Annotated in this window: 16 protein-coding genes; 11 read left to right on the top strand and 5 right to left on the bottom strand. The window is 51.9% G+C overall.

Annotated features, from left to right (window positions below; translation table 11 throughout):
- Nucleotides 1-11: 11 nt before the first annotated feature.
- The 4 genes from gndA to malQ form a co-directional block, all read right to left on the bottom strand.
- Entirely contained in the window at nucleotides 12-1541 is a 1530-nt protein-coding gene (gene gndA, locus Q399_RS0100410) for an NADP-dependent phosphogluconate dehydrogenase (protein WP_031564299.1), read from the bottom strand.
- A gap of 100 nt (nucleotides 1542-1641) precedes the next feature.
- The gene (glgX, locus tag Q399_RS0100405; protein WP_051685633.1) at nucleotides 1642-3708 is read right to left on the bottom strand and encodes a glycogen debranching protein GlgX; all 2067 of its coding nucleotides are present in this window, start codon (nucleotides 3706-3708) and stop codon (nucleotides 1642-1644) included.
- 12 nt (nucleotides 3709-3720) lie between these two features.
- On the bottom strand, nucleotides 3721-5880 hold the full coding sequence (gene glgB, locus Q399_RS0100400; protein WP_031564295.1) for a 1,4-alpha-glucan branching protein GlgB: 2160 nt from the start codon (nucleotides 5878-5880) through the stop codon (nucleotides 3721-3723).
- A 74-nt stretch (nucleotides 5881-5954) separates the two neighbouring features.
- Nucleotides 5955-8156 carry a 4-alpha-glucanotransferase gene (malQ, locus tag Q399_RS0100395; RefSeq protein WP_031564292.1) on the bottom strand — a complete coding sequence of 734 codons (2202 nt, stop codon included), beginning with the start codon at nucleotides 8154-8156 and terminating at the stop codon, nucleotides 5955-5957.
- Nucleotides 8157-8408: 252 nt separating this feature from the next.
- Between malQ and gap the strand changes: the two genes are divergently transcribed.
- Nucleotides 8409-9416, top strand: a complete 1008-nt coding sequence (gene gap / locus Q399_RS0100390; RefSeq protein ID WP_031564290.1) for a type I glyceraldehyde-3-phosphate dehydrogenase — start codon at nucleotides 8409-8411, stop codon at nucleotides 9414-9416.
- Nucleotides 9417-9581: 165 nt separating this feature from the next.
- Entirely contained in the window at nucleotides 9582-10403 is an 822-nt protein-coding gene (locus Q399_RS0100385; RefSeq protein WP_031564288.1) for an aldose epimerase family protein, read from the top strand.
- Between the two features lie 13 nt (nucleotides 10404-10416).
- Here Q399_RS0100385 and Q399_RS0100380 read toward each other — a convergent pair whose 3' ends face one another.
- Entirely contained in the window at nucleotides 10417-10857 is a 441-nt protein-coding gene (locus Q399_RS0100380; RefSeq protein WP_031564286.1) for a hypothetical protein, read from the bottom strand.
- Between the two features lie 288 nt (nucleotides 10858-11145).
- Here Q399_RS0100380 and ccoN point away from each other — a divergent pair, with 288 nt between their 5' ends.
- The 9 genes from ccoN to fnr all read left to right on the top strand — a co-directional run bounded on the left by ccoN (nucleotide 11146) and on the right by fnr (nucleotide 18955).
- Nucleotides 11146-12573: a cytochrome-c oxidase, cbb3-type subunit I gene (gene ccoN, locus Q399_RS0100375; RefSeq protein ID WP_031564284.1), complete on the top strand. Its 1428-nt coding sequence runs from the start codon at nucleotides 11146-11148 to the stop codon at nucleotides 12571-12573.
- A 10-nt stretch (nucleotides 12574-12583) separates the two neighbouring features.
- Complete coding sequence (gene ccoO, locus Q399_RS0100370) at nucleotides 12584-13225, top strand: cytochrome-c oxidase, cbb3-type subunit II (protein WP_031564282.1); 642 nt, start codon at nucleotides 12584-12586, stop codon at nucleotides 13223-13225.
- 6 nt (nucleotides 13226-13231) lie between these two features.
- The gene (locus tag Q399_RS0100365) at nucleotides 13232-13411 is read left to right on the top strand and encodes a cbb3-type cytochrome oxidase subunit 3 (RefSeq protein WP_031564280.1); all 180 of its coding nucleotides are present in this window, start codon (nucleotides 13232-13234) and stop codon (nucleotides 13409-13411) included.
- Nucleotides 13404-14378: a cytochrome-c oxidase, cbb3-type subunit III gene (gene ccoP / locus Q399_RS0100360; RefSeq protein WP_031564278.1), complete on the top strand. Its 975-nt coding sequence runs from the start codon at nucleotides 13404-13406 to the stop codon at nucleotides 14376-14378. Before Q399_RS0100365 ends, ccoP begins: the two co-directional genes overlap by 8 nt.
- An 82-nt stretch (nucleotides 14379-14460) precedes the next feature.
- Nucleotides 14461-14937, top strand: coding sequence for a FixH family protein (locus Q399_RS0100355; RefSeq protein ID WP_031564275.1), 477 nt, complete (start codon nucleotides 14461-14463; stop codon nucleotides 14935-14937).
- Nucleotides 14938-14953: 16 nt separating this feature from the next.
- Nucleotides 14954-17347 (top strand): heavy metal translocating P-type ATPase, encoded by a 2394-nt coding sequence (locus Q399_RS0100350; protein WP_031564273.1) that lies wholly within the window; start codon nucleotides 14954-14956, stop codon nucleotides 17345-17347.
- A complete protein-coding gene (gene ccoS, locus Q399_RS0100345; RefSeq protein WP_031564271.1) occupies nucleotides 17344-17538 on the top strand; it encodes a cbb3-type cytochrome oxidase assembly protein CcoS in 195 nt (64 codons plus the stop codon). The genes Q399_RS0100350 and ccoS overlap by 4 nt, the downstream gene beginning before the upstream one ends.
- The gene (locus Q399_RS0100340; protein WP_031564269.1) at nucleotides 17528-18199 is read left to right on the top strand and encodes a sulfite exporter TauE/SafE family protein; all 672 of its coding nucleotides are present in this window, start codon (nucleotides 17528-17530) and stop codon (nucleotides 18197-18199) included. The genes ccoS and Q399_RS0100340 overlap by 11 nt, the downstream gene beginning before the upstream one ends.
- A 36-nt stretch (nucleotides 18200-18235) precedes the next feature.
- On the top strand, nucleotides 18236-18955 hold the full coding sequence (gene fnr, locus Q399_RS0100335) for a fumarate/nitrate reduction transcriptional regulator Fnr (RefSeq protein WP_031564267.1): 720 nt from the start codon (nucleotides 18236-18238) through the stop codon (nucleotides 18953-18955).
- Nucleotides 18956-19107 lie beyond the last annotated feature (152 nt).

Here is a 19107-nt window from a genome sequence, read left to right as displayed (position 1 = left end):
CGTCCGTTCAGTTACTTCACTTTGACCATAGGCCGGCCGGAAACGCTCCAGTCGACATGGAAAAACTTGCCTTTGGCTTTGTCGGTACGCTCAAAGGTATGAGCACCAAAGTAATCGCGTTGGCCTTGCAGTAAGTTCGCCGGCAATACCGCAGTGCGATAAGAGTCATAATAACTCAGCGCAGAGCTTAACGCCGGCACCGGCACGCCAACCATAGTGGCTTCAGCCACAGCCCGGCGCCAGTTCATCTGGTTGGTTGAAATCTGTTTGGCAAAAAACGGGTCTACCAGCAGATTGGCTAATTCGTCGTTGCGTTCGTAAGCATCAGTGATCGACTGCAGGAACACGGCACGAATAATACAACCGGCGCGCCAGATCTTCGCAATTTCAGCGAAATTCAGTTGCCAGCCGTGTTCCTGACCGGCTGTTTTCATCAGGTCAAAACCTTGCGCGTACACACAGATTTTGGCGCAGTACAGTGCATCATGCAGCTGTTTAATCAAGGTTTCACGCTGAGATTCCAGTGGTTTGTCATGACTGGAACCGGCCAGAATAGTTGAAGCGGCCACGCGTTGTTCTTTGTTGGTCGAAATAGAACGGGCATACACTGCTTCGGCGATGGTTGGTGAGGCACAGCCCAGTTCCAGACTACTGACTGCAGTCCAGAGGCCAGTGCCTTTTTGTCCGGCTTTATCCAAAATGACGTCTACCAGCGGTAAACCGGTTTCAGAATCCTTAGTGGCTAAGACTTCGGCACTGATCTCCATCAGATAGCTGTTCAGGATGCCCTGATTCCAGCTTTTAAACACGTCAGCCACTTGCTGCGCGGACATGCCGAGCGCATCGCGCATCACCTGATAGACTTCGCAAATCAGCTGCATATCAGCGTATTCGATACCGTTATGCACCATTTTGACGTAATGGCCAGAACCAGAAGGACCAATATAAGTAGCGCAAGCGTCGCCTTCTCTCACCGGATTACCCGGCTCGTAGCGTTCAATGGCTCGACCGGTGGCTGGGTCAACTTTGGCGGCAATTGCACGCCAGACCGGCTCAATCCGTGTCCAGGCATATGGGTCGCCGCTTGGCATCAGACTCGGGCCAAAGCGGGCTCCGACTTCACCACCTGATACGGCGGTTGAAAAGAAAATAAATTTACCTTCGTAGTGTTTTTCGCGGCGGACTGTATCAGTCCACAGGCTGTTGCCGGTATCTACGACGATATCGTCAGCGGCAATGCCGGCATCAATTAACTTACAGCAAACATCGTCGACTGGTTTGCCAGCCGGTACCGATAAAATGACTAAATGCGGCTGCGTCAAACGGGATAACAATTCTGTGTAGGAACTGCAGGCCACTACCCGACCACCCAGGCCATTAGTTTCCTGCAAATCCTGCGTGATCACCGATTCAAGCTTTTTATGGTCCAGGTCAAAAGCCGCAACCCGGTAGCCATGATCCGCCAGGTTCAGGATCAGATTTTTCCCCATCACGCCGGCACCGACAAAACCGATGTCACACAGTTGGTTTGACATTGTCATTCCCATTCCTCAATAGCAGCTGTCGCAAAATGCGCGCGATTATACTGGAAAATCGTTCAATCGGCAGTGCAGCATGGAAAAGTTTATGCTGTTCAGACCATTAGGCCGCGGTGATGGCGGCGGCTGTCGGGTTATGTACCCACAGCGACAGCGAATGGGCCTGCTGCTCATAAGCAGAGCCAGCGAGTTGCACCGGCGATACCAACCCCATTTCGACTGACGTATCCATGACACAATGCCAGGGTTTGTCGGTCAGCTGCAGACTGATAGCGCTCGCTCCGGCGTTGATCATCAACAGTATTTCCGCGTCATTACCATCGGTGGTTACGACAAAATAACAATACTGAGTTGCCGGCAAGTGCCAGTCCGCTTCGGTTTTTTCGCTGCCATCTGCGTTCAGCCAATGCACCTGATGTTTATTGCCATGGCGCTGATACTGATCATCTAACAATGATAGTTGCTGCAAGCAGGGATATTGCTGGCGCACCGCAATCATCTGCTGAACAAAACTCTGAAATTGCGTGGCATGATAATCCAGCTGCCAGTTCAGCCAGCTCAGTTCGTTGTCCTGACAATACGCATTGTTGTTGCCTTGCTGACTGTGACTGAGCTCATCCCCGCCGAGCCAGTGGATCATGCCCTGACTCAGCATCAGGCTCGCAACCAGATTGCGTTTGTGCTGGTATCGTCGCTGCAGAATATCAGCATCGCTGCTGGGCCCTTCCACACCAAAATTAAGACTGAGGTTATGGTCATGACCGTCGCGGTTTTGCTCGGCATTCAGCCAGTTATGTTTATGCTGGTAACAAACCACATCGTGCAGCGTAAAGCCGTCATGATAAGCCAGATAATTGACCGAGCAAGCTGCAGGTTTATGATGTTTCTGGAAGATGTCACGAGAGCCCAATAACCGGGTAGTGAATTCGTTCAGACTGCCGTGGTCACCGCGCCAGAACGAGCGCATCGAATCGCGGAATTTATCGTTGAGTTCCGACCAATGCGCCGGAAATTGCCCGAGCTGATAACCATAAGGCCCAACGTCCCAGGGCTCAGCGATTAGTTTGGCTTGTGATAATACCGGGTCTTGCGCAACAATTTGCAGAAAAGTCGCCACCGGTGTAAAGCGTTTATGCTCGCGGGCTAATGTGACGGCCAGGTCAAAGCGGAAACCGTCGACCTGCATCTCTGTCAGCCAGTAACGCAGCGCGTCCAGCACCAGCTTTTGCGTAGCCGGATGGGCGATATTCAGCGTATTACCGCAGCCGCTGTAATTACAATATTGCTGGTAGTCTGTAATATCTGCATGATTTTCAAACAGATAATACTGACGATTGGCAAGACCACGTAAACTCAGGTTATAGCAGTCGGCCTCGGCGGTATGGTTAAACACCACATCGAGAATCACTTCAATGCCATGCTGATGGTAAGTCCGCACCAGCGTTTTGATTTCCTGCACAGCATCAGAATGTTGATAGCGCGGGTCCGGCGCGAAAAAACACACCGGGTTGTAACCCCAGTAATTGGTCAGTTTTAACTTTTCCAGCCTCGGCTCCGTCATAAAAGCCGCGACCGGCAACAACTGCAGCGTGGTGATGCCGAGGTGTTTTAAATGGGCGATAACTGCCGGGTGATACAAGGCTGCATAAGTACCGCGCAGCTCGGCCGGCACCAGCGGGTGCTGCATGGTCAGGCCTTTGACATGGGCCTCGTAGATAATGGTTTTTTCACGTGGGATTTTCGGCTTTTGGCTGCCCTGCCAGTCAAAATCAGTGTCCGTTAATACCGCTTTAGCCAGCATATAATGGCTATCGCTTTGATACAGCCGTTCGTTAAAGACCACAGCGCGATTGAGCTGGCGGGCATATGGGTCAATCAGCAGATGCCGCGGCTCAAATGTCAGGCCCTGGGACGGTAAAGCTGGCCCGTCGGCACGCAACAGGTACAGGCTGCCAGCCGGCACGCCCTGCACCTGCAGATGCCAGATATCGCCGGTTCTGGCGACAAAAGCCAGTTCAGCCAGCGCCTCTTCGGTATCGGCGCAAAATAAACATAACGACAAGCCGGTGGCATCAGGCGCATAAACGGCGAAATTCCAACAGTCGTTGCCCAGACAACTGGCCCCCAACGGGGCCGCAGCGCCAAATTCAGTACTCAGCACAACTTGCATATCAGTCTCGCTTTAACGGCATTGGCGCAGGTATAAGGTCGATAACGGTGGTAATTCCAGCGCCAGCTGCAAGTCGTCGCCAGCCTGCAACTGTGGCCCGACCGGGTAATTACTGCCCCAATAATAGGCAGAATCCGAATTCAGGATCACTTCATACCGCCCTGCCGTAAGCACTGGCAGGCGAAAGGTAGTTCTGGGCACCGGCGTAAAATTGCTAACGACGTACACCACATCGCCTTCGCTGTCGATACGACGGAACGACACCGTACTGTGATCGGCGTCCTGATGGTCTATCCAGGCAAAGCCAGCGCCCTGATGATCCAGTTCATACAATGGCTTGCAGCGACGGTACGTATGGTTCAGGTCACGGAATAACTGCGAAATGCCGCGATGCTTGTCAAAATCCAGCAAAAACCACGGCAACGCCAGATTGTGATTCCACTCGGTGCCCTGACCAAATTCGTTACCCATAAAATTCAGTTTTTTGCCCGGATGGGCAAACATAAAGGCGTAATAGGCGCGCAAATTCGCCGCCTGTTGCCACTCGTCGCCGGGCATTTTATTCAGAATACTGCCTTTGCCATGTACCACTTCATCATGTGACAGCGGCAGAATAAAATTCTCGTTATAGGCATACACCATCGAGAAGGTCAGGTCACTGTGGTGGTATTTGCGATAGGCCGGATCTTTGCTGATATAGCGCAGCGTATCGTTCATCCAGCCCATATTCCACTTAAAGCCAAAGCCGAGCCCCCCCATGTCCACCGGACGGCTGACACCGGCAAAAGATGTGGATTCTTCAGCGATGGTCATGGCATGTGGATACTTGCTGTAGACTTCCTGATTCAGCCACTTCAGCAGGCTTATCGCTTCGTAGTTGTGATTACCACCGTCGATATTCGGGATCCACTCACCGTGTTCGCGTGAATAATCGAGGTACAACATCGACGCGACTGCATCGACACGCAGACCATCAATATGGAATTTATCCAGCCAAAACAAAGCACTGGCCACTAAAAACTGCCGGACATAATCTTTGCCAAAGTCATAAATGCAGGAATTCCAGTCCGGATGCCAACCGCGGCGCGGATCGGCATACTCATACAAATGGCCACCGTCAAAGCGGGCTAAGCCGTGACCATCTTCCGGAAAATGCGCCGGCACCCAATCCAGAATGACCCCAATACCGGCCTGATGGCACGCATCGACAAAGGCTTTAAACTGGTCCGGTGTACCAAAGCGCGATGTCACCGCGAACATCCCAAGCGGCTGATAACCCCAGGAACCGGAATACGGATGTTCCAGCACCGGCAATAATTCAATGTGGGTATAGCCCATATCCAGCACATAAGGAATGAGCTGTGCCGCCATCTCCGGATAAGTCAGCGCTGAACCGTCAGCATGGGTGCGCCAACTGCCTAAATGCACCTCATAGATGCTCATCGGGCTCTGATAAGGGTTGTGTTGCCGCTGTTGCCAGGCACTGTCCTGCCATTGGTAACGGCTGTGGTCAAACACCAGCGAGGCATGCGACGGAAATTGCTCAGCGGCGAATGCCATCGGGTCGGCTTTGTGTGGCAACAGGTGACCGGATGCATCTTTGATTTCAAATTTATAACGCACACCGGCCGCTACTTCCGGCATCACCAGCACCCAGTGGCCACAAGCGGTGCGTTCCATCGGATGACAACGACCGTCCCAGTTGTTCATATCGCCAATCAGGCTGACGCTGCTGGCATGCGGCGCGTAAACGGCAAACCGGGTCGCTTTGATCCGCTGCTTCCCGGCGCTTAATTCAATAAGTTGCGCGCCGAGCTGCTGGTACAGATTTTCCGGCCGGCTGTTGACATAATGCACGGCAAAAAACGCTTCATCTTTAAATTGATAGGGGTCGATGACGCTGTAACTGTGCTTAGCGCTTTGCATTTCCAGGCGATATGGCAGCTGGTTTTTGCGCCGCGGTAATTGCAGTTCAAACAAACCCGGAACGTCCGCTACCGCATGCATCTCGCCTAACGCTTTGCCATCATCCAGTGCAACAGCATTAACCCTGAGTGCAGACGGCAAAAAGGCCCGGATCAACAGGCCTTTTTCTGCAGTTTGCCAGCCTAGAATAGCAAAGGGCTGGGCGCAACGGACGTCGTTCAGAGCTTGGAGCAAGTGATTTGGCATAACAAATCCTGTGTCATTAAAAGCGGGAACTTGCGAAGCCCCGCGGCAAAATGGCGGGGCTTATTGCATTAAGATTAAGAATATAACCCTGTTCTGCGGTTGGCTGTCAATTGCTTCAGATGCGCAGTGATGTGTTCCTGCTGCTCCAGCTGCTCCAGCGTCAGGCTCAATTTGCGTCGCCAGTTCGGATATTCATCACTGGTACCCGGCACATTCACCGGCTCAGTCATCTCCATCCAGTCCTCCAGTTGCAGACACAATAGCTGGCAACTACCGCGCGCCAGATGCTGCTGCAAGGCGAAACTGAGCGTACGGTCCATGCCCAGATGTTCGACACTGCGCGGATAATCTGCCGGCAACATACCGTGGCCATGCAACGAATCCAGAATACGCTGCTTGGATTTATGCCGGTCTGCAAACAGACCCGGTAAAATTTCTTCGGTATAAAGCCCCAGCTGCAGACCGAGTTTCAGATCTGAGCAGTGCCAGAAGCCGATTAATGTTGGCATATCGTGTGTAGTCAGCGCCGACATCGCCTGCACCGGATAATGTGCAGTCGAGGTATAACCGCCATCTTCCGCTTGTTCAAAGAAGAAGATCCGGTAGGAGTACATGCCAAATTGCTGCAACAGCTCAAAAATCCCGTCTGGTACTGTGCCTAAGTCTTCGCCAATCACCACCGCCTGCTGACGTTGACTTTCCAACGCCAGAATGCCGAGTAAATCCATGATGGGGTAATACAGATAGGCGCCCTCACCGGCTGATGCCGAGCCTTTTGGCACCCACCATAAGCGCAGCAGTGCCATCACATGGTCAATCCGCAGCGCGCCTGAGTCGCGCATATTGGCGCGGAACAGGTCAATCATTGGCTGATAGGCCTGACGGAACAGCTCATAAGGATACATCGGCGGCAGGCCCCAGTTCTGGCCTTTAGGTCCTAAGATATCCGGCGGTGCGCCGACACTGGCGTCGCGGCAATACAGTTCAGGATTGGCCCAGATTTCGGTGGAGGCTTCACTGACGCCTACAGCTAAATCACGGTACAAACCGAGCAACATGCCATGGTCTTTCGCTTGTTGTTGCACGGTCGCGAGCTGCTGCTGCGCACAAAATTGCAGATAACTGAAAAAGCCGATGTCGTGCTGATTGGCGGCCGCAAACTGTTGTACTGCGTCACTGTCAGCACTGCGGTATTGTTCCGGCCAGTTTGGCCAGCCCCAGGCTTGCGGATCTTGAGCAATCAAATGCAGATGTAACGCGTCATACAGCGCCAGCTGCCGCAGGCTATCGCCACCTTCCGCGACAAAGCGGTTAAATTCAGCGGCCAACGCAACGTCTTTCTGGCCCTGGTCCAGATACCACTGATACAAAGCACGCAGTGCCGGCAATTTCAGTTGCATCACACCGCTGTAATCAACCCAGTGTTTGTCGCGCTGCGCCTGCAACTGAGCCTGAAAGTCGGCTTGTGACAGCTGTTGCTGCAGCGCGGCACACTGCGCGAAACCGGGCATTTGTGCCACGCTCAGATAAATGATGTTGAGCCAACGCCGGCTCGACGGGCTATACGGGCTGGCAGATTCCGGCATCGCCGGATACAAAGCATGAATGGGGTTTAAACCGACAAAATCAGCGCCCTGCGCCGCCAGATGCTTTACCAGCCGGCCAAGATCGGCAAAATCACCTACGCCCCAGTTGCTGTCTGATTTGACCGCATACAACTGGACCGAGATGCCCCACTGCTTTTGCGACTGGAATGTATCAGGCTGATAACAACGTTCCGGCACCACGATCAGCGATTGACTGAAATCATCGTCATCGCCTTCAATCTTCAGCGCCAGTTGGTGATAACCGTAAGAAAGCTGCATTGGTAGCTGGAATTCATATTGCTGATATTCGACTTCGTCGAACACTGAAACCTGCGTCAGTTCACCATCTTCAACCGCGACCAGGATAAATTGCTGTTGCTGGCCGTGTTCTGCGGTGACGGTAACCGACAGCTGCTGGTGCACCAATGCCAGTGGCAGGCGTAATTCGAGTTTGTACTCTTCGCCGCGATTTTGCACTGACACCGGATCTAACGGTTCTGCCCAGTGCAACAGCTGACGCTGACGCAGCTGTGCCGCAGCTTTGGTTTCGTCGCTGACGTCAAAGCCCAGCGCGGATAAAATACGCAGCTGATCCTTCTCTGCCACTTCAGCCGGATCGCCCCAGGCATCGGTGAATTTGGTCTCAATGCCATTAAAGCCAATCAATTCGGCAAGCAGTGTTTTATCCATACAGGCTCCAACTCGGTTTCGTCGCTTTGTCCATACCGGATTTATCTTGGGGTTCTGTGCCCGGCTCCGGCTTTTTTGAGACTTTTTTAAGAATCTTTCCGCAGTATAAGACTTTAAAAATCAGCGTCGATGGCAAAATAGCGGATTATGTCATTAAATTACATAAATACGATTGCATAACAATTTTCCGCTTGAAAATGGCGCAAAAACATGTAATTTTACTACACAATTCGTCAGCATCAGGGGTGACTTATGACAATTCGTGTCGCGATTAATGGTTTTGGCCGCATCGGCCGCAATGTTTTACGTGCTTTATATGAAAGTAAGAAGTCATACGACATTAAAGTCGTCGCCATTAACGACTTAGGTGATGCCGCAATCAACGCGCACCTGCTGAAGTACGACACGGCACACGGTATCTTTGCTGCCAACGTCGAGCATTCTGACAAAGCAATTTATGTCAATCAGGATGAGATCCTGACCTTAAGCGAACGCAACCCGGCAAATCTGCCATGGGCTGATTTAAAAGTAGATGTGGTGCTGGAATGTACCGGTCTGTTTACTGACCGCCAGTCTGCCGGCGCGCATTTAACTGCAGGCGCGAAAAAAGTCATCATTTCCGCCCCGGCGAAAGATGTTGATGCCACAGTTGTATATGGCGTGAACCACGACGTCATCACACCAGAAATGACCATTATTTCTAACGCCAGCTGTACCACCAACTGTCTGTCGCCAATTGCCAAGCCGCTGAATGACATTCTCGGTATTGAATCTGGCCTGATGACGACTATCCACGCTTACACCAACGACCAGCGTTTATCTGATGTGTATCACACTGACGTACGCCGTGCCCGCGCTGCAGCCATGTCGATGATCCCAACCAAAACCGGCGCAGCTGCGGCTGTAGGTCTGGTAGTGCCGGCATTAAAAGGCAAATTCGACGGTCTGGCAGTACGGGTACCAACAATCAATGTATCGTTAGTTGACTTAACCTTTATTGCCGGTCGCGAAACGACGATTGAAGAAGTTAACCAAATCATCCGCGATGCGGCCGCGCAATTCCCGATGAATCAGGTGCTGGCAGTCAACGACCTGCCACTGGTGTCAGTCGACTTCAACCACAACCCGATGTCATCAATTTTTGATGCGACGGAAACCCGGGTGAATGGTCGTCTGGTCAAAGTGATGGCCTGGTACGACAACGAGTGGGGTTTCTCCAACCGTATGCTCGACAACACTGTGGAATTGATGAAGTCTTAAGCAGACTTTTACAAACAAAAGGCGACCGCGGTCGCCTTTGTTGTTTCTGCAGACCCACCAATTTTACAGCAGCACCGACCAGTGAAATTCTGCCCGTCAGCGCTTGCTTAACTGCAGTGCGCAGCACACAATCAAGGCGTATTTCACCTCTAAGAGCTTCAATTTATGGCCAATTTTATCCATCTGGACGGTTACGCCCATCTCGCTGCTTTACCTTGTATTCGTTTTCATTTTGCTGATTACAGTGCGGTCGTTTCGCTCTATGGCGGACAAGTGCTGTCGCTGAAAAAAGCTGACGAAGAATTACTCTGGTTATCGCCAACTACCGAATGGTTAAATCAGCAGCCCATTCGCGGCGGTGTGCCGATTTGCTGGCCCTGGTTTGGCCCGGTGAGTCCAGAATTGACAACAAAATCAGCGCCGAATCACGGGCTGGCCCGCACGGCCATGTGGCAGCAGGTTGCCGATGAAAGTTGCAGTGACCACTCCTTGCTGATTTTGCAGGCTGAATTTGACAATATTCCGTGGCACAACGGCAAAGTGCGGCTGCAGTGTCAGTATTTGCTCAGCCACAAAGGTCTGCATTTGCATCTGCACTGTGCTGATTTAACCAAACAGCAGGCGGCACTGCATACCTACTTCGCCTGCGACGATGTTAGGAAAGCTTCGGTGGCGCCATTACCGGCAACCTTTATCAATAAAGTGGAGCCGGACGACAGCAACTCCGCGCTGCAATTTGGTACAGAAACGGACCGTATTTATCAACACACCGCAGCCTTATTAACAGTGCAGACGCCGACGACGATAGAATTGCAGCAGGCGGGCCATGATGCATCAGTGATTTGGAATCCGGGTGAGCAGAAAGGCAGTGCTGCCAAAGAAGTGGGGCCGGAGCAATGGTCGAAGTTTATATGTGCTGAAACCGCGCGATTGTCTCTGAGCGACCAAAGCGCTCTGAATTTACAAATGACGATCGCCAGTAGTTGATGGCGTATCCGGCCTAGCGACGGTGCACCTGAAACTCATCGGACAGGCGCTGCACAGCGCCTGTTTCGTCTTTAAATACTAACTCCAGCCGCCAGGTCATCTGCTCGTCTGCACAGGCGCCGAGTAAAAATTGTGTCTGCCAGCGGGTACTAGTCACAGCTGTCGCGTTTGTTTTAGTAAAAAACAGTGGTAATACCGGCATCTCCATACTGATGCCGAGCAACCGCGCTGATTGTAACTGCCAGCCTGCCGGCGCCTGAATATCCAGCGCCAGGGGCGACTCTGTCACCATTCGGGCTGGCTGGTAGATCAATTCGATATTTTCTGTGGTTTGCATCTGGGTAGTGGTCGTTTGCCTGACTACAGTGCGCTGACTACTATCAGCCTGCGACTGTGGCGTACAGGCCTGACAACAGAAAAGCAGCAACATCAGCCCAACAATTTTCAGATCCATCAGGAATCACCTTTACAGCGTGGACCGGTATTCTATCCTAATTCCGGAGTGTCGGAAATTGTTGCTTCAATTGAATATTTTGTGAGCAGCAACATTGTTCTAAATCATAAAACCGGCGCATTCGCCTATCTTTTTGGGGGTAAAGCTCGTATGATCGGGCGCAAAGATGGGTTGTGAAAGCTAGCTGAGTCAGTGGTTTGGCAGCAGTTGCAGCTTGTCTAAAATAAGAAAGGTCGCCCTCGGGTGTTTTCATTTACTAACTAGCAAAAAACTGCAGCGGAACTCAACATGAGCCATACACAATCGTTAAATGTTGACTACAACTACACAGTTGTCCGCCTATTTGCACTCACAACAGTGTTGTGGGGCATAGTCGGCATGAGCGTGGGTGTTTTAATTGCGGCACAACTTTACTGGCCAGCACTGAACTTTGATACTGCCTGGTTAACATATAGCCGTCTTCGTCCTCTTCACACCAACGCGGTGATTTTCGCGTTTGGTACCAGCGCCTTATTCGCCACGTCTTATTACGTGGTACAACGGACCTGCCAGGTGCGTTTATATGCAGAGAAGCTGGCTATGTTCACCTTTATTGGCTGGCAGGCAGTGATTATCGCTGCAGCTATCACCCTGCCAATGGGTATCAGCCAGAGTAAAGAATACGCCGAGCTGGAATGGCCAATCGACTTACTGATCACTGTGGTCTGGGTCAGCTATGCCATTGTGTTCTTCGGCACTTTAATCAAACGTAAAACCAGCCATATCTATGTTGCTAACTGGTTCTACGGCGGCTTCATCATTACCGTAGCGGCACTGCACGTCGTGAACAGCATGGTGATCCCGGTTTCGCTGACCAAATCTTATTCAATCTACGCCGGTGCTGTCGATGCGATGGTGCAATGGTGGTACGGCCACAATGCCGTAGGTTTCCTGTTAACTGCAGGCTTCCTGGGTATGATGTATTACTTCGTACCAAAACAAGCGGGTCGTCCGGTATATTCTTACCGCCTGTCAGTGGTTCACTTCTGGGCCCTGATCGCGCTGTACATCTGGGCAGGTCCTCACCACTTACACTACACTGCCCTGCCTGACTGGACTCAGTCTGTCGGTATGGTGATGTCAGTCATTCTGTTTGTACCAAGCTGGGGTGGCATGATCAACGGTATCATGACGCTGTCTGGCGCCTGGCATAAACTGAAAACTGACCCAATCCTGCGCTTCCTGATTGTTTCTCTGTCTTTCTACGGCATGTCGACTTTCGAAGGCCCGATGATGGCAATCAAATCAGTAAACGCCTTGTCTCACTACACTGACTGGACTGTTGGTCACGTACACTCAGGTGCTTTAGGCTGGGTTGCGATGGTTTCTATCGGTGCACTGTATCACCTGATCCCTGCAGTGTTTGCACAAGGCCGCATGTACAGCACCAAACTGATTAACACTCACTTCTGGTTACACACCACCGGCGTCGTGCTGTACATCGTCGCTCTGTGGATCAGCGGTATTATGCAAGGCATGATGTGGCGTGCAGTTAACACTGACGGCACCCTGACTTACAGCTTTGTCCAGTCGCTGGAAGCTTCTTACCCGTTCTACCTGATGCGCTTCATCGGTGGTTGTTTCGTCGTCGCCGGTATGCTGGTTATGGCTTACAACGTGATTAAAACTGTGCGTGCCAAACAAGGTACGTTAGAGCCAATCGCAGAAGCGGCATAAGGAGTCAGTCATGTCTAAGAATTACCACGATTTTATTGAAAGAAACGCCGGCTGGCTCGGCATCATGACCGTCGTTGCAATCAGCTTCGGTACTATGGTTGAGATCACGCCGCTGATGTTTCTGAACGAAACGACTGAGCCGGTCGACAACCTGAAACCATACACTGCCCTGCAACTGGAAGGCCGTGATGTGTTTATCCGCGAAGGTTGCACTAACTGCCACAGCCAGATGATCCGCCCGTTCCGTCATGAAACCGAACGTTATGGTCACTACTCTGTTGCCGGCGAAAGTGTCTGGGAACACCCGTTCCTGTGGGGTTCTAAACGGACAGGTCCTGACCTGGCCCGTGTAGGTGGCCGTTACAGTGACGACTGGCACTATGCCCACCTGATGGACCCACGTTCTGTTGTGCCTCAGTCCAACATGCCGGCTTATCCATGGCTGGATACCAATGTGTTGGATGGTCAGCTGACAGCGAAGAAAATGGCAACATTTAACGTGCTGACTAAAGGCAAAATGCACAAAGACGATGCTGATGGCGTGATGTATTCAGCGGAAGAAATCGCCGCTGCACAAGAAGCCGTGAAAGGTAAAACTGAAATGCAGGCCCTGATTGCCTATCTGCAATCATTGGGCACAGCACTGAAGTAATTTGCCATGGACTTCGTGACAGTACACAGCATTTTCACCGTGATTATTTTTGTGGCTTTTATTGGCCTGGTGGTCTGGTTGTTTGCGTTTAAGCGCAAACCCGACTTCGACCAGGTCGCAAATGTAATATTTGCCGATGATAAAAAACCACAACAAAAACAACAACAGGAGTCGGATCATGAGTAGCTTTTGGAGTGCTTGGATCATTGTATTAACACTGGCATGTCTGGTTGTATGCTTCGTGTTGCTGACATGGAACCTGAAAAACCATGTTGGCGTTGCAGAAAACGAAACCACCGGTCATGAGTTTGACGGTATTTCCGAAATCAACAATCCGCTGCCAAAGTGGTGGACCATTATGTTCTACGCCACCTTCGCCTGGTCGGTGTATTACTTTGCCGCCTACCCGGGCCTGGGTAACTGGAAAGGTCTGTTTGGCTGGACCAGTTCCAACCAGGGTGTGAAATCGCTGGCTGAGTCTAAAGCTGCGATCGAAGCGCAAAAAGCTGCAGGAACACCTTCTCAGCTGGATGCGGAATACATCAAAGCGGAAAGTACTTTTGCCAAAGAGTTTGCCAAATATACCAGCCGCCCGGTTGAAGAACTGGCATTTGACAAAGATGCACTGAAAGTCGGTCAGCGTCTGTTCCTGCAAAACTGTGCGCAGTGTCACGGCTCAGACGCCCGCGGTCAGCGTGGTTTCCCGAATCTGACTGATAACGACTGGCTGTATGGTGGTACTGCGGACAAGATCGTTGAAACGCTGCGTCATGGCCGTAAAGCTGCGATGCCTGCCTGGGGCGAAGCGCTGGGTGATCAGGGCGTGAAAGAGATGACCGCTTATGTACTGAGCCTGTCTGGTCGTAAAGTGAACGACAACGACGCGGCTGCCGGTAAAGCCAAGTTCGGCATGTGTGCGGCCTGTCACGGTATGGATGGTAAAGGCTCTTTAGCCCACAACCTGCCGTTTGGCGCGCCAAACCTGACTGACAGCACCTGGTTATATGGTGGTTCAGCCGGTTCTATCGAACAAACTCTGCGTCTGGGCCGTAATGGTCAGATGCCAGCGTTTAAAGACACCTTAGGCGAAGATAAAATCCACGTGATCGCGGCATACGTATACCGCTTGTCACGTCCGGATGAAGCAAAATAATTGCTGACCCCGGCATTGCAATGAAGCCCCCTCGCGGGGCTTCGTTTTATCTGCCTGAAGTTCATTGAGGAAGGAAGTTGTGATGGTAAAACCCTGGTATAAACAAATCTGGCCCTGGCTGTTGATCAGTCTGCCGGTGTTTTCAGTCCTCAAAGCAGTACACACTGTTTATATCATGAACCAGCAAAGCCCGGATTTAGTCGTCGACGACTACTACGCCGAAGGTAAAGCGATTAATCAGAATTTATCTTTATACCGTGAAGCTGCCGCGCGCAATCTGCATGCGAAGGTGCTGTTAGCCGGCAACAAAGCTGTGCTGACTTTTGAAACCAGCACAGTGCTGGACCAACAAGTGACGCTGGATTTTGTGCATAACACTATTGCCAGCAAAGATTTTAAAGTCGTTGCTGAGCGCAGCGGCGAATCCATGTATGTTGCCGAGCTGCCCGTCACTCCAACCGGCAAATGGAGCCTGGTGGTGCACGATGCTGCCAACCAGTGGAAGCTGCGCGCTGCTTTAAGCTTACCGGCAACAGAAGCTATTAAACTGACTTACTGAGCGTTCAGACCACCCCATGCTGCAACAGCGTTGTTTTCATTGTCATGAACCTGTACCGGCTGGTACCGATTTTCACTGTGAAGTGCTCAGTCAACCACAAGTATTTTGTTGTGCCGGCTGCCAGGCTGTGGCCGAAACTATCGTGGCGCAGGGGCTTAGTGATTATTACAAATTCCGCAGTAAAGCCGCGAACAAAGCCAATGCGGTGCCGGCCGAACTGAAAACTCAGCTGCAAAGTTATGACAGCACCGAAGTGCTACAGGACCTGACGGAACAGCGCGGCGATGCCCAGCGCATTGAGTTATCGGTCAATGGCATGAGCTGCGCCGCCTGTGCCTGGCTGATTGAGCGTCAGCTGCAACAAAATCCGGCGGTTAAAGCAGTCAGTGTCAATTCCGGTACCGCCCGCTGCGAACTGGTCTGGGATGCCAACACCACCCCGCTCAGCCAGTTATTGGGCCAAATCACTGAACTCGGTTATCAGGCCAGCCCCTTTGTCGCCGACTTAGAAGAACAAGACTTCCGCCAGGAAATGAACGCTTATCTGAAACGGCTGGCGGTTTCCGGCATCATGACGATGCAAGTGATGATGCTGGCATTTGGTCTGTATTTTGGTGAATTCAGCGGCATTGAAGCACAGTATGAAGGTTACCTGCGTTGGGTCAGCCTGCTGCTCACTTTACCTGTGATGGGATACGCCGCGCTGCCGTTTAGCAGCAGCGCCTGGCGCGCCTTAAAAGCCCGCCAGCTGAATATGGACGTGCCCATCACGCTGGCTTTGTATTACACCTTTATCGCATCGCTGTATGCCACAGTGTTTGATACCGGCGAAGTGTATTTTGAGTCGGTCTGTATGTTTGTGTTTTTGCTGCAGCTCGGCAAATTTTTTGAATTTCGTGCGCGAAAACAGGCGCGGGACGCCACCAGTAATTTGCTCAAAGTGATGCCAGTCAGCGCGACGCTGTGGGACGGTGAGCATGGCACAGCCACATCAGCCCGGCGTTTACAAAGCGGCGACCACATTCTGGTCAAAGCAGGAGAAACCATTCCGGCCGACGGCGTGGTGGAGAGCGGTGTCAGTTCAGTGGATGAATCGATGCTGACCGGTGAATACAAAGCCATCAGTAAGCAAAGCGGCGACAGCGTGCTGGCCGGTAGTATCAACCATGACGGCATTCTGGTGGTGAAAGTTCGCAGTGCGTTAACTGAATCCCGGCTTGGCCAAATCATCGCGCTGCAACAACAAACCCTGCATCAAAAACCAGCGCTGCTGGAGAAAACCGACCGAATCGCGCGCTTTTTTGTGCAGCGACTGCTGGTGATAGCCACTGTCACCTTCTGTGTCTGGTACTTCTGGATTGATGCCGACCGCGCTTTTTGGGTCACTTTATCGGTGCTGGTCGCGACTTGCCCTTGCGCATTGAGCCTCGCCACCCCCACAGCGGTCACTTGCGCGCTGGCACAGCTGAACCGCAAAGGTATTTTGATTAAAAACCAGCAGGTGCTCGATGTATTACCCAGGCTCAGCAAAGTCTTTTTTGATAAAACCGGCACTCTAACCCAGGGTCGTTTTAGCCTGACCGAAGTAGAGAACTTCAGCCAGCAGTATCAAAAAACCGAGCTGCTGAATCTGATGGCTAATCTTGAACAACAGTCTGAACATCCGATCGCCCGGGCTTTTAGCCCATATTTCCAACAGCCCGTTGCACTGGAACAGGTTAATCTTACAGTCGGTGCAGGTTTGTCAGCCACGTATCAGCAAAAACAATTGCGGATTGGCCGACCGGAATTTTGTGGTCTGGACCCGCAGGACCCGAGAATTGCCGGTACTCAGGTCTGCTTCAGTATTGATGGCGAGTTGGCGGCCACAGTACAGCTGGCCGATCAGCTACGGCCTGAAGTGGTACCGCTGATCGGAGCACTTAAGCAACGCCTTCTCGGGCTCGCTATTCTGACCGGCGATGGGTCTGCTGCGGCTCCCGCGGTCGCACAGCAGCTTCAGATCACAGAACTTTGGCAGGGCTGCAGTCCGGAGCAAAAAGTTGCAGCCATTCAGCAGTCGGTAAAAGATGGTGAAACTGTGTTGATGGTTGGCGACGGCATTAACGACAGCCCCTGTTTCCACGCGGCACATGTGTCGGTGGCGCTGGATAGCGGTACTGAATTGTCAAAGAATCAGGCCGATGTGGTGCTGCTGCACAATGACCTGCAACAGCTGCAAACACTGATTGACGGTGCACGCCGCGCCCGTACAGTGGTGAAACAGAATCTGTGGTGGGCAGCCGGGTATAATCTGGTTATTATTCCGCTGGCGGTATGTGGCTTTGTGTCGCCTTATGTCGCAGTGATCGGCATGTCCTGCAGTTCATTGCTGGTGGTGTCTAATTCATTACGGTTGCTCAAAGCATGAGTATTATCTATGTGCTGATCCCTATCGCAATTATCTTTGTGATGATCGGGATCGCAGTGTTCTTCTGGGCGGTGCGCTCCAAACAGTTTGATGACCTTGATAAAGAAGGATTCAGTATTCTGTTTAACGAAAAACCAGCCAGTTCCGCCAGGTCTGACGAACAGCAGCCACCGCAGTCCCGTGAATCCTGAGCTGTTTGCTGCGTTTTTTGTCGGTTTATTCGGCAGTGCGCATTGCCTGTTAATGTGCGGCGGTATGGCAGGCGCCTTACAAATGCTGATGCCACCTTCGCGCACGCGCCGTGGTTGGTTGCAACTGATGCTCGGCTTGGGTCGGATCAGTAGTTATGCCCTCGCCGGCGCCTTGTTCGGCGGTCTTGGCGCCACCATGGTTGGCAGCACTGGTCTGCTGCCGCAATATTTACAACTGTTTGCCGGCCTGATGTTGCTGGCGATGGCACTGTATATCAGCCGTTTGTGGTTTGGTTTACTCAGACTGGAAAAAGCCGGCCAAAAGCTATGGCGCCTGGTACAGCCGTTCAGTCAAAAGTTATTACCGCTGGATTCGTCATTCAAAGCCTATGCCTATGGTTTGTGCTGGGGATATCTGCCCTGCGGTCTGGTGTATTCCGCGCTCAGCTGGAGCCTCGGCAGCGGCTCAGCAGTCAACGGTGCACTATGGATGGCACTGTTTGGTCTTGGCACTTTACCGGCTGTATTATTGGCCGGTCAGGCGGCAGATCTGCTTCGCCGTTTACAGCAACAACTGTGGCTGCGGTATGTGCTCGCGGTAATATTGGCCGCTTACGCATTTCAGACAATTTACCTTGCACTTCGCGCTCTGGTTTTTTAAGCTGGGCGTACTTTGGATGGAGTTTGGAAACCTGCGATGAGTTCACCTTCAAGTATTAACTGCCAGCACTGTGGCTTCAGCCAGCTGTGTCTGCCATTCACACTCAACGACTCTGAGCTTGATAAGCTTGATCAAATCATCCAGCGCAAACGCCCGTCACACAAAGGCGACCATTTATTCGAAGCCGGTAAACCTTTGCAGGCGTTGTACGCGGTTCGCACCGGCTCATTTAAAACCTACACACTGACTGAGCAAGGCGAAGAACAAATCACCGGCTTCCATTTACCGGGCGACGTGATTGGCTTTGACGCCATTGGCGATCAACAACATCCGAGCTATGCGCAGGCATTAGAAACCGCTATGGTCTGTGAGATCCCGTTTAACAACCTCGACCATCTGTTAGACCAGGTGCCGAAATTACGCCAGCAACTGATGCGCCTGATGAGTCAGGACATCCATGGTGACCAGCAGATGATGCTGTTACTAAACCGTAAAACCGCCGAAGAAAAGCTGGCAGCATTTATCACCAACCTGGCACAACGCTTTGGCAGCCGTGGCTTTTCGCGCAAAGAGTTCCGTTTGACCATGACCCGCGGTGAGATCGGCAATTACCTCGGCTTAACCGTTGAAACCATCAGCCGCCTGCTTGGACGTTTTCACAAAGATGAACTGATCCATGTTGATGGCAAGCTCATTACTATTACCAACTTTGAAGAACTCAGCCGCGTCGCCGGTATGGCGCAAATTGGCCGCTAGTCACTGATTCTGTAACGACAAACACCGCTTTTTTGGCGGTGTTGTTGTTTTTGTCCTGTGTATTTTTATCTTGCCTCAATAGGGCGTGCAGCGCCGGGAACCAATAGTCCCTGTATTGATCCAACACAACATCAGCAGTTCCGAACCGGTTT

The sequence above is a fragment of the Rheinheimera texasensis DSM 17496 genome, assembly GCF_000711985.1.
Lineage (GTDB): Bacteria > Pseudomonadota > Gammaproteobacteria > Enterobacterales > Alteromonadaceae > Pararheinheimera > Pararheinheimera texasensis.
This window is presented reverse-complemented; position numbering and strand designations above follow the sequence as displayed.

Bases quoted from the DNA above. Each gene is read 5' to 3' on its own strand.
- ccoS (WP_031564271.1), top strand. From the start codon at position 17,344: ATGAGTATTATCTATGTGCTGATCCCTATCGCAATTATCTTTGTGATG.
- Q399_RS0100380 (WP_031564286.1), bottom strand. From the start codon at position 10,857: ATGGATCTGAAAATTGTTGGGCTGATGTTGCTGCTTTTCTGTTGTCAG.
- ccoN (WP_031564284.1), top strand. From the start codon at position 11,146: ATGAGCCATACACAATCGTTAAATGTTGACTACAACTACACAGTTGTC.
- ccoO (WP_031564282.1), top strand. From the start codon at position 12,584: ATGTCTAAGAATTACCACGATTTTATTGAAAGAAACGCCGGCTGGCTC.
- glgX (WP_051685633.1), bottom strand. From the start codon at position 3,708: ATGCAAGTTGTGCTGAGTACTGAATTTGGCGCTGCGGCCCCGTTGGGG.
- malQ (WP_031564292.1), bottom strand. From the start codon at position 8,156: ATGGATAAAACACTGCTTGCCGAATTGATTGGCTTTAATGGCATTGAG.
- Q399_RS0100365 (WP_031564280.1), top strand. From the start codon at position 13,232: ATGGACTTCGTGACAGTACACAGCATTTTCACCGTGATTATTTTTGTG.
- fnr (WP_031564267.1), top strand. From the start codon at position 18,236: ATGAGTTCACCTTCAAGTATTAACTGCCAGCACTGTGGCTTCAGCCAG.
- glgB (WP_031564295.1), bottom strand. From the start codon at position 5,880: ATGCCAAATCACTTGCTCCAAGCTCTGAACGACGTCCGTTGCGCCCAG.
- gap (WP_031564290.1), top strand. From the start codon at position 8,409: ATGACAATTCGTGTCGCGATTAATGGTTTTGGCCGCATCGGCCGCAAT.
- Q399_RS0100350 (WP_031564273.1), top strand. From the start codon at position 14,954: ATGCTGCAACAGCGTTGTTTTCATTGTCATGAACCTGTACCGGCTGGT.
- gndA (WP_031564299.1), bottom strand. From the start codon at position 1,541: ATGACAATGTCAAACCAACTGTGTGACATCGGTTTTGTCGGTGCCGGC.
- Q399_RS0100355 (WP_031564275.1), top strand. From the start codon at position 14,461: ATGGTAAAACCCTGGTATAAACAAATCTGGCCCTGGCTGTTGATCAGT.
- Q399_RS0100385 (WP_031564288.1), top strand. From the start codon at position 9,582: ATGGCCAATTTTATCCATCTGGACGGTTACGCCCATCTCGCTGCTTTA.
- ccoP (WP_031564278.1), top strand. From the start codon at position 13,404: ATGAGTAGCTTTTGGAGTGCTTGGATCATTGTATTAACACTGGCATGT.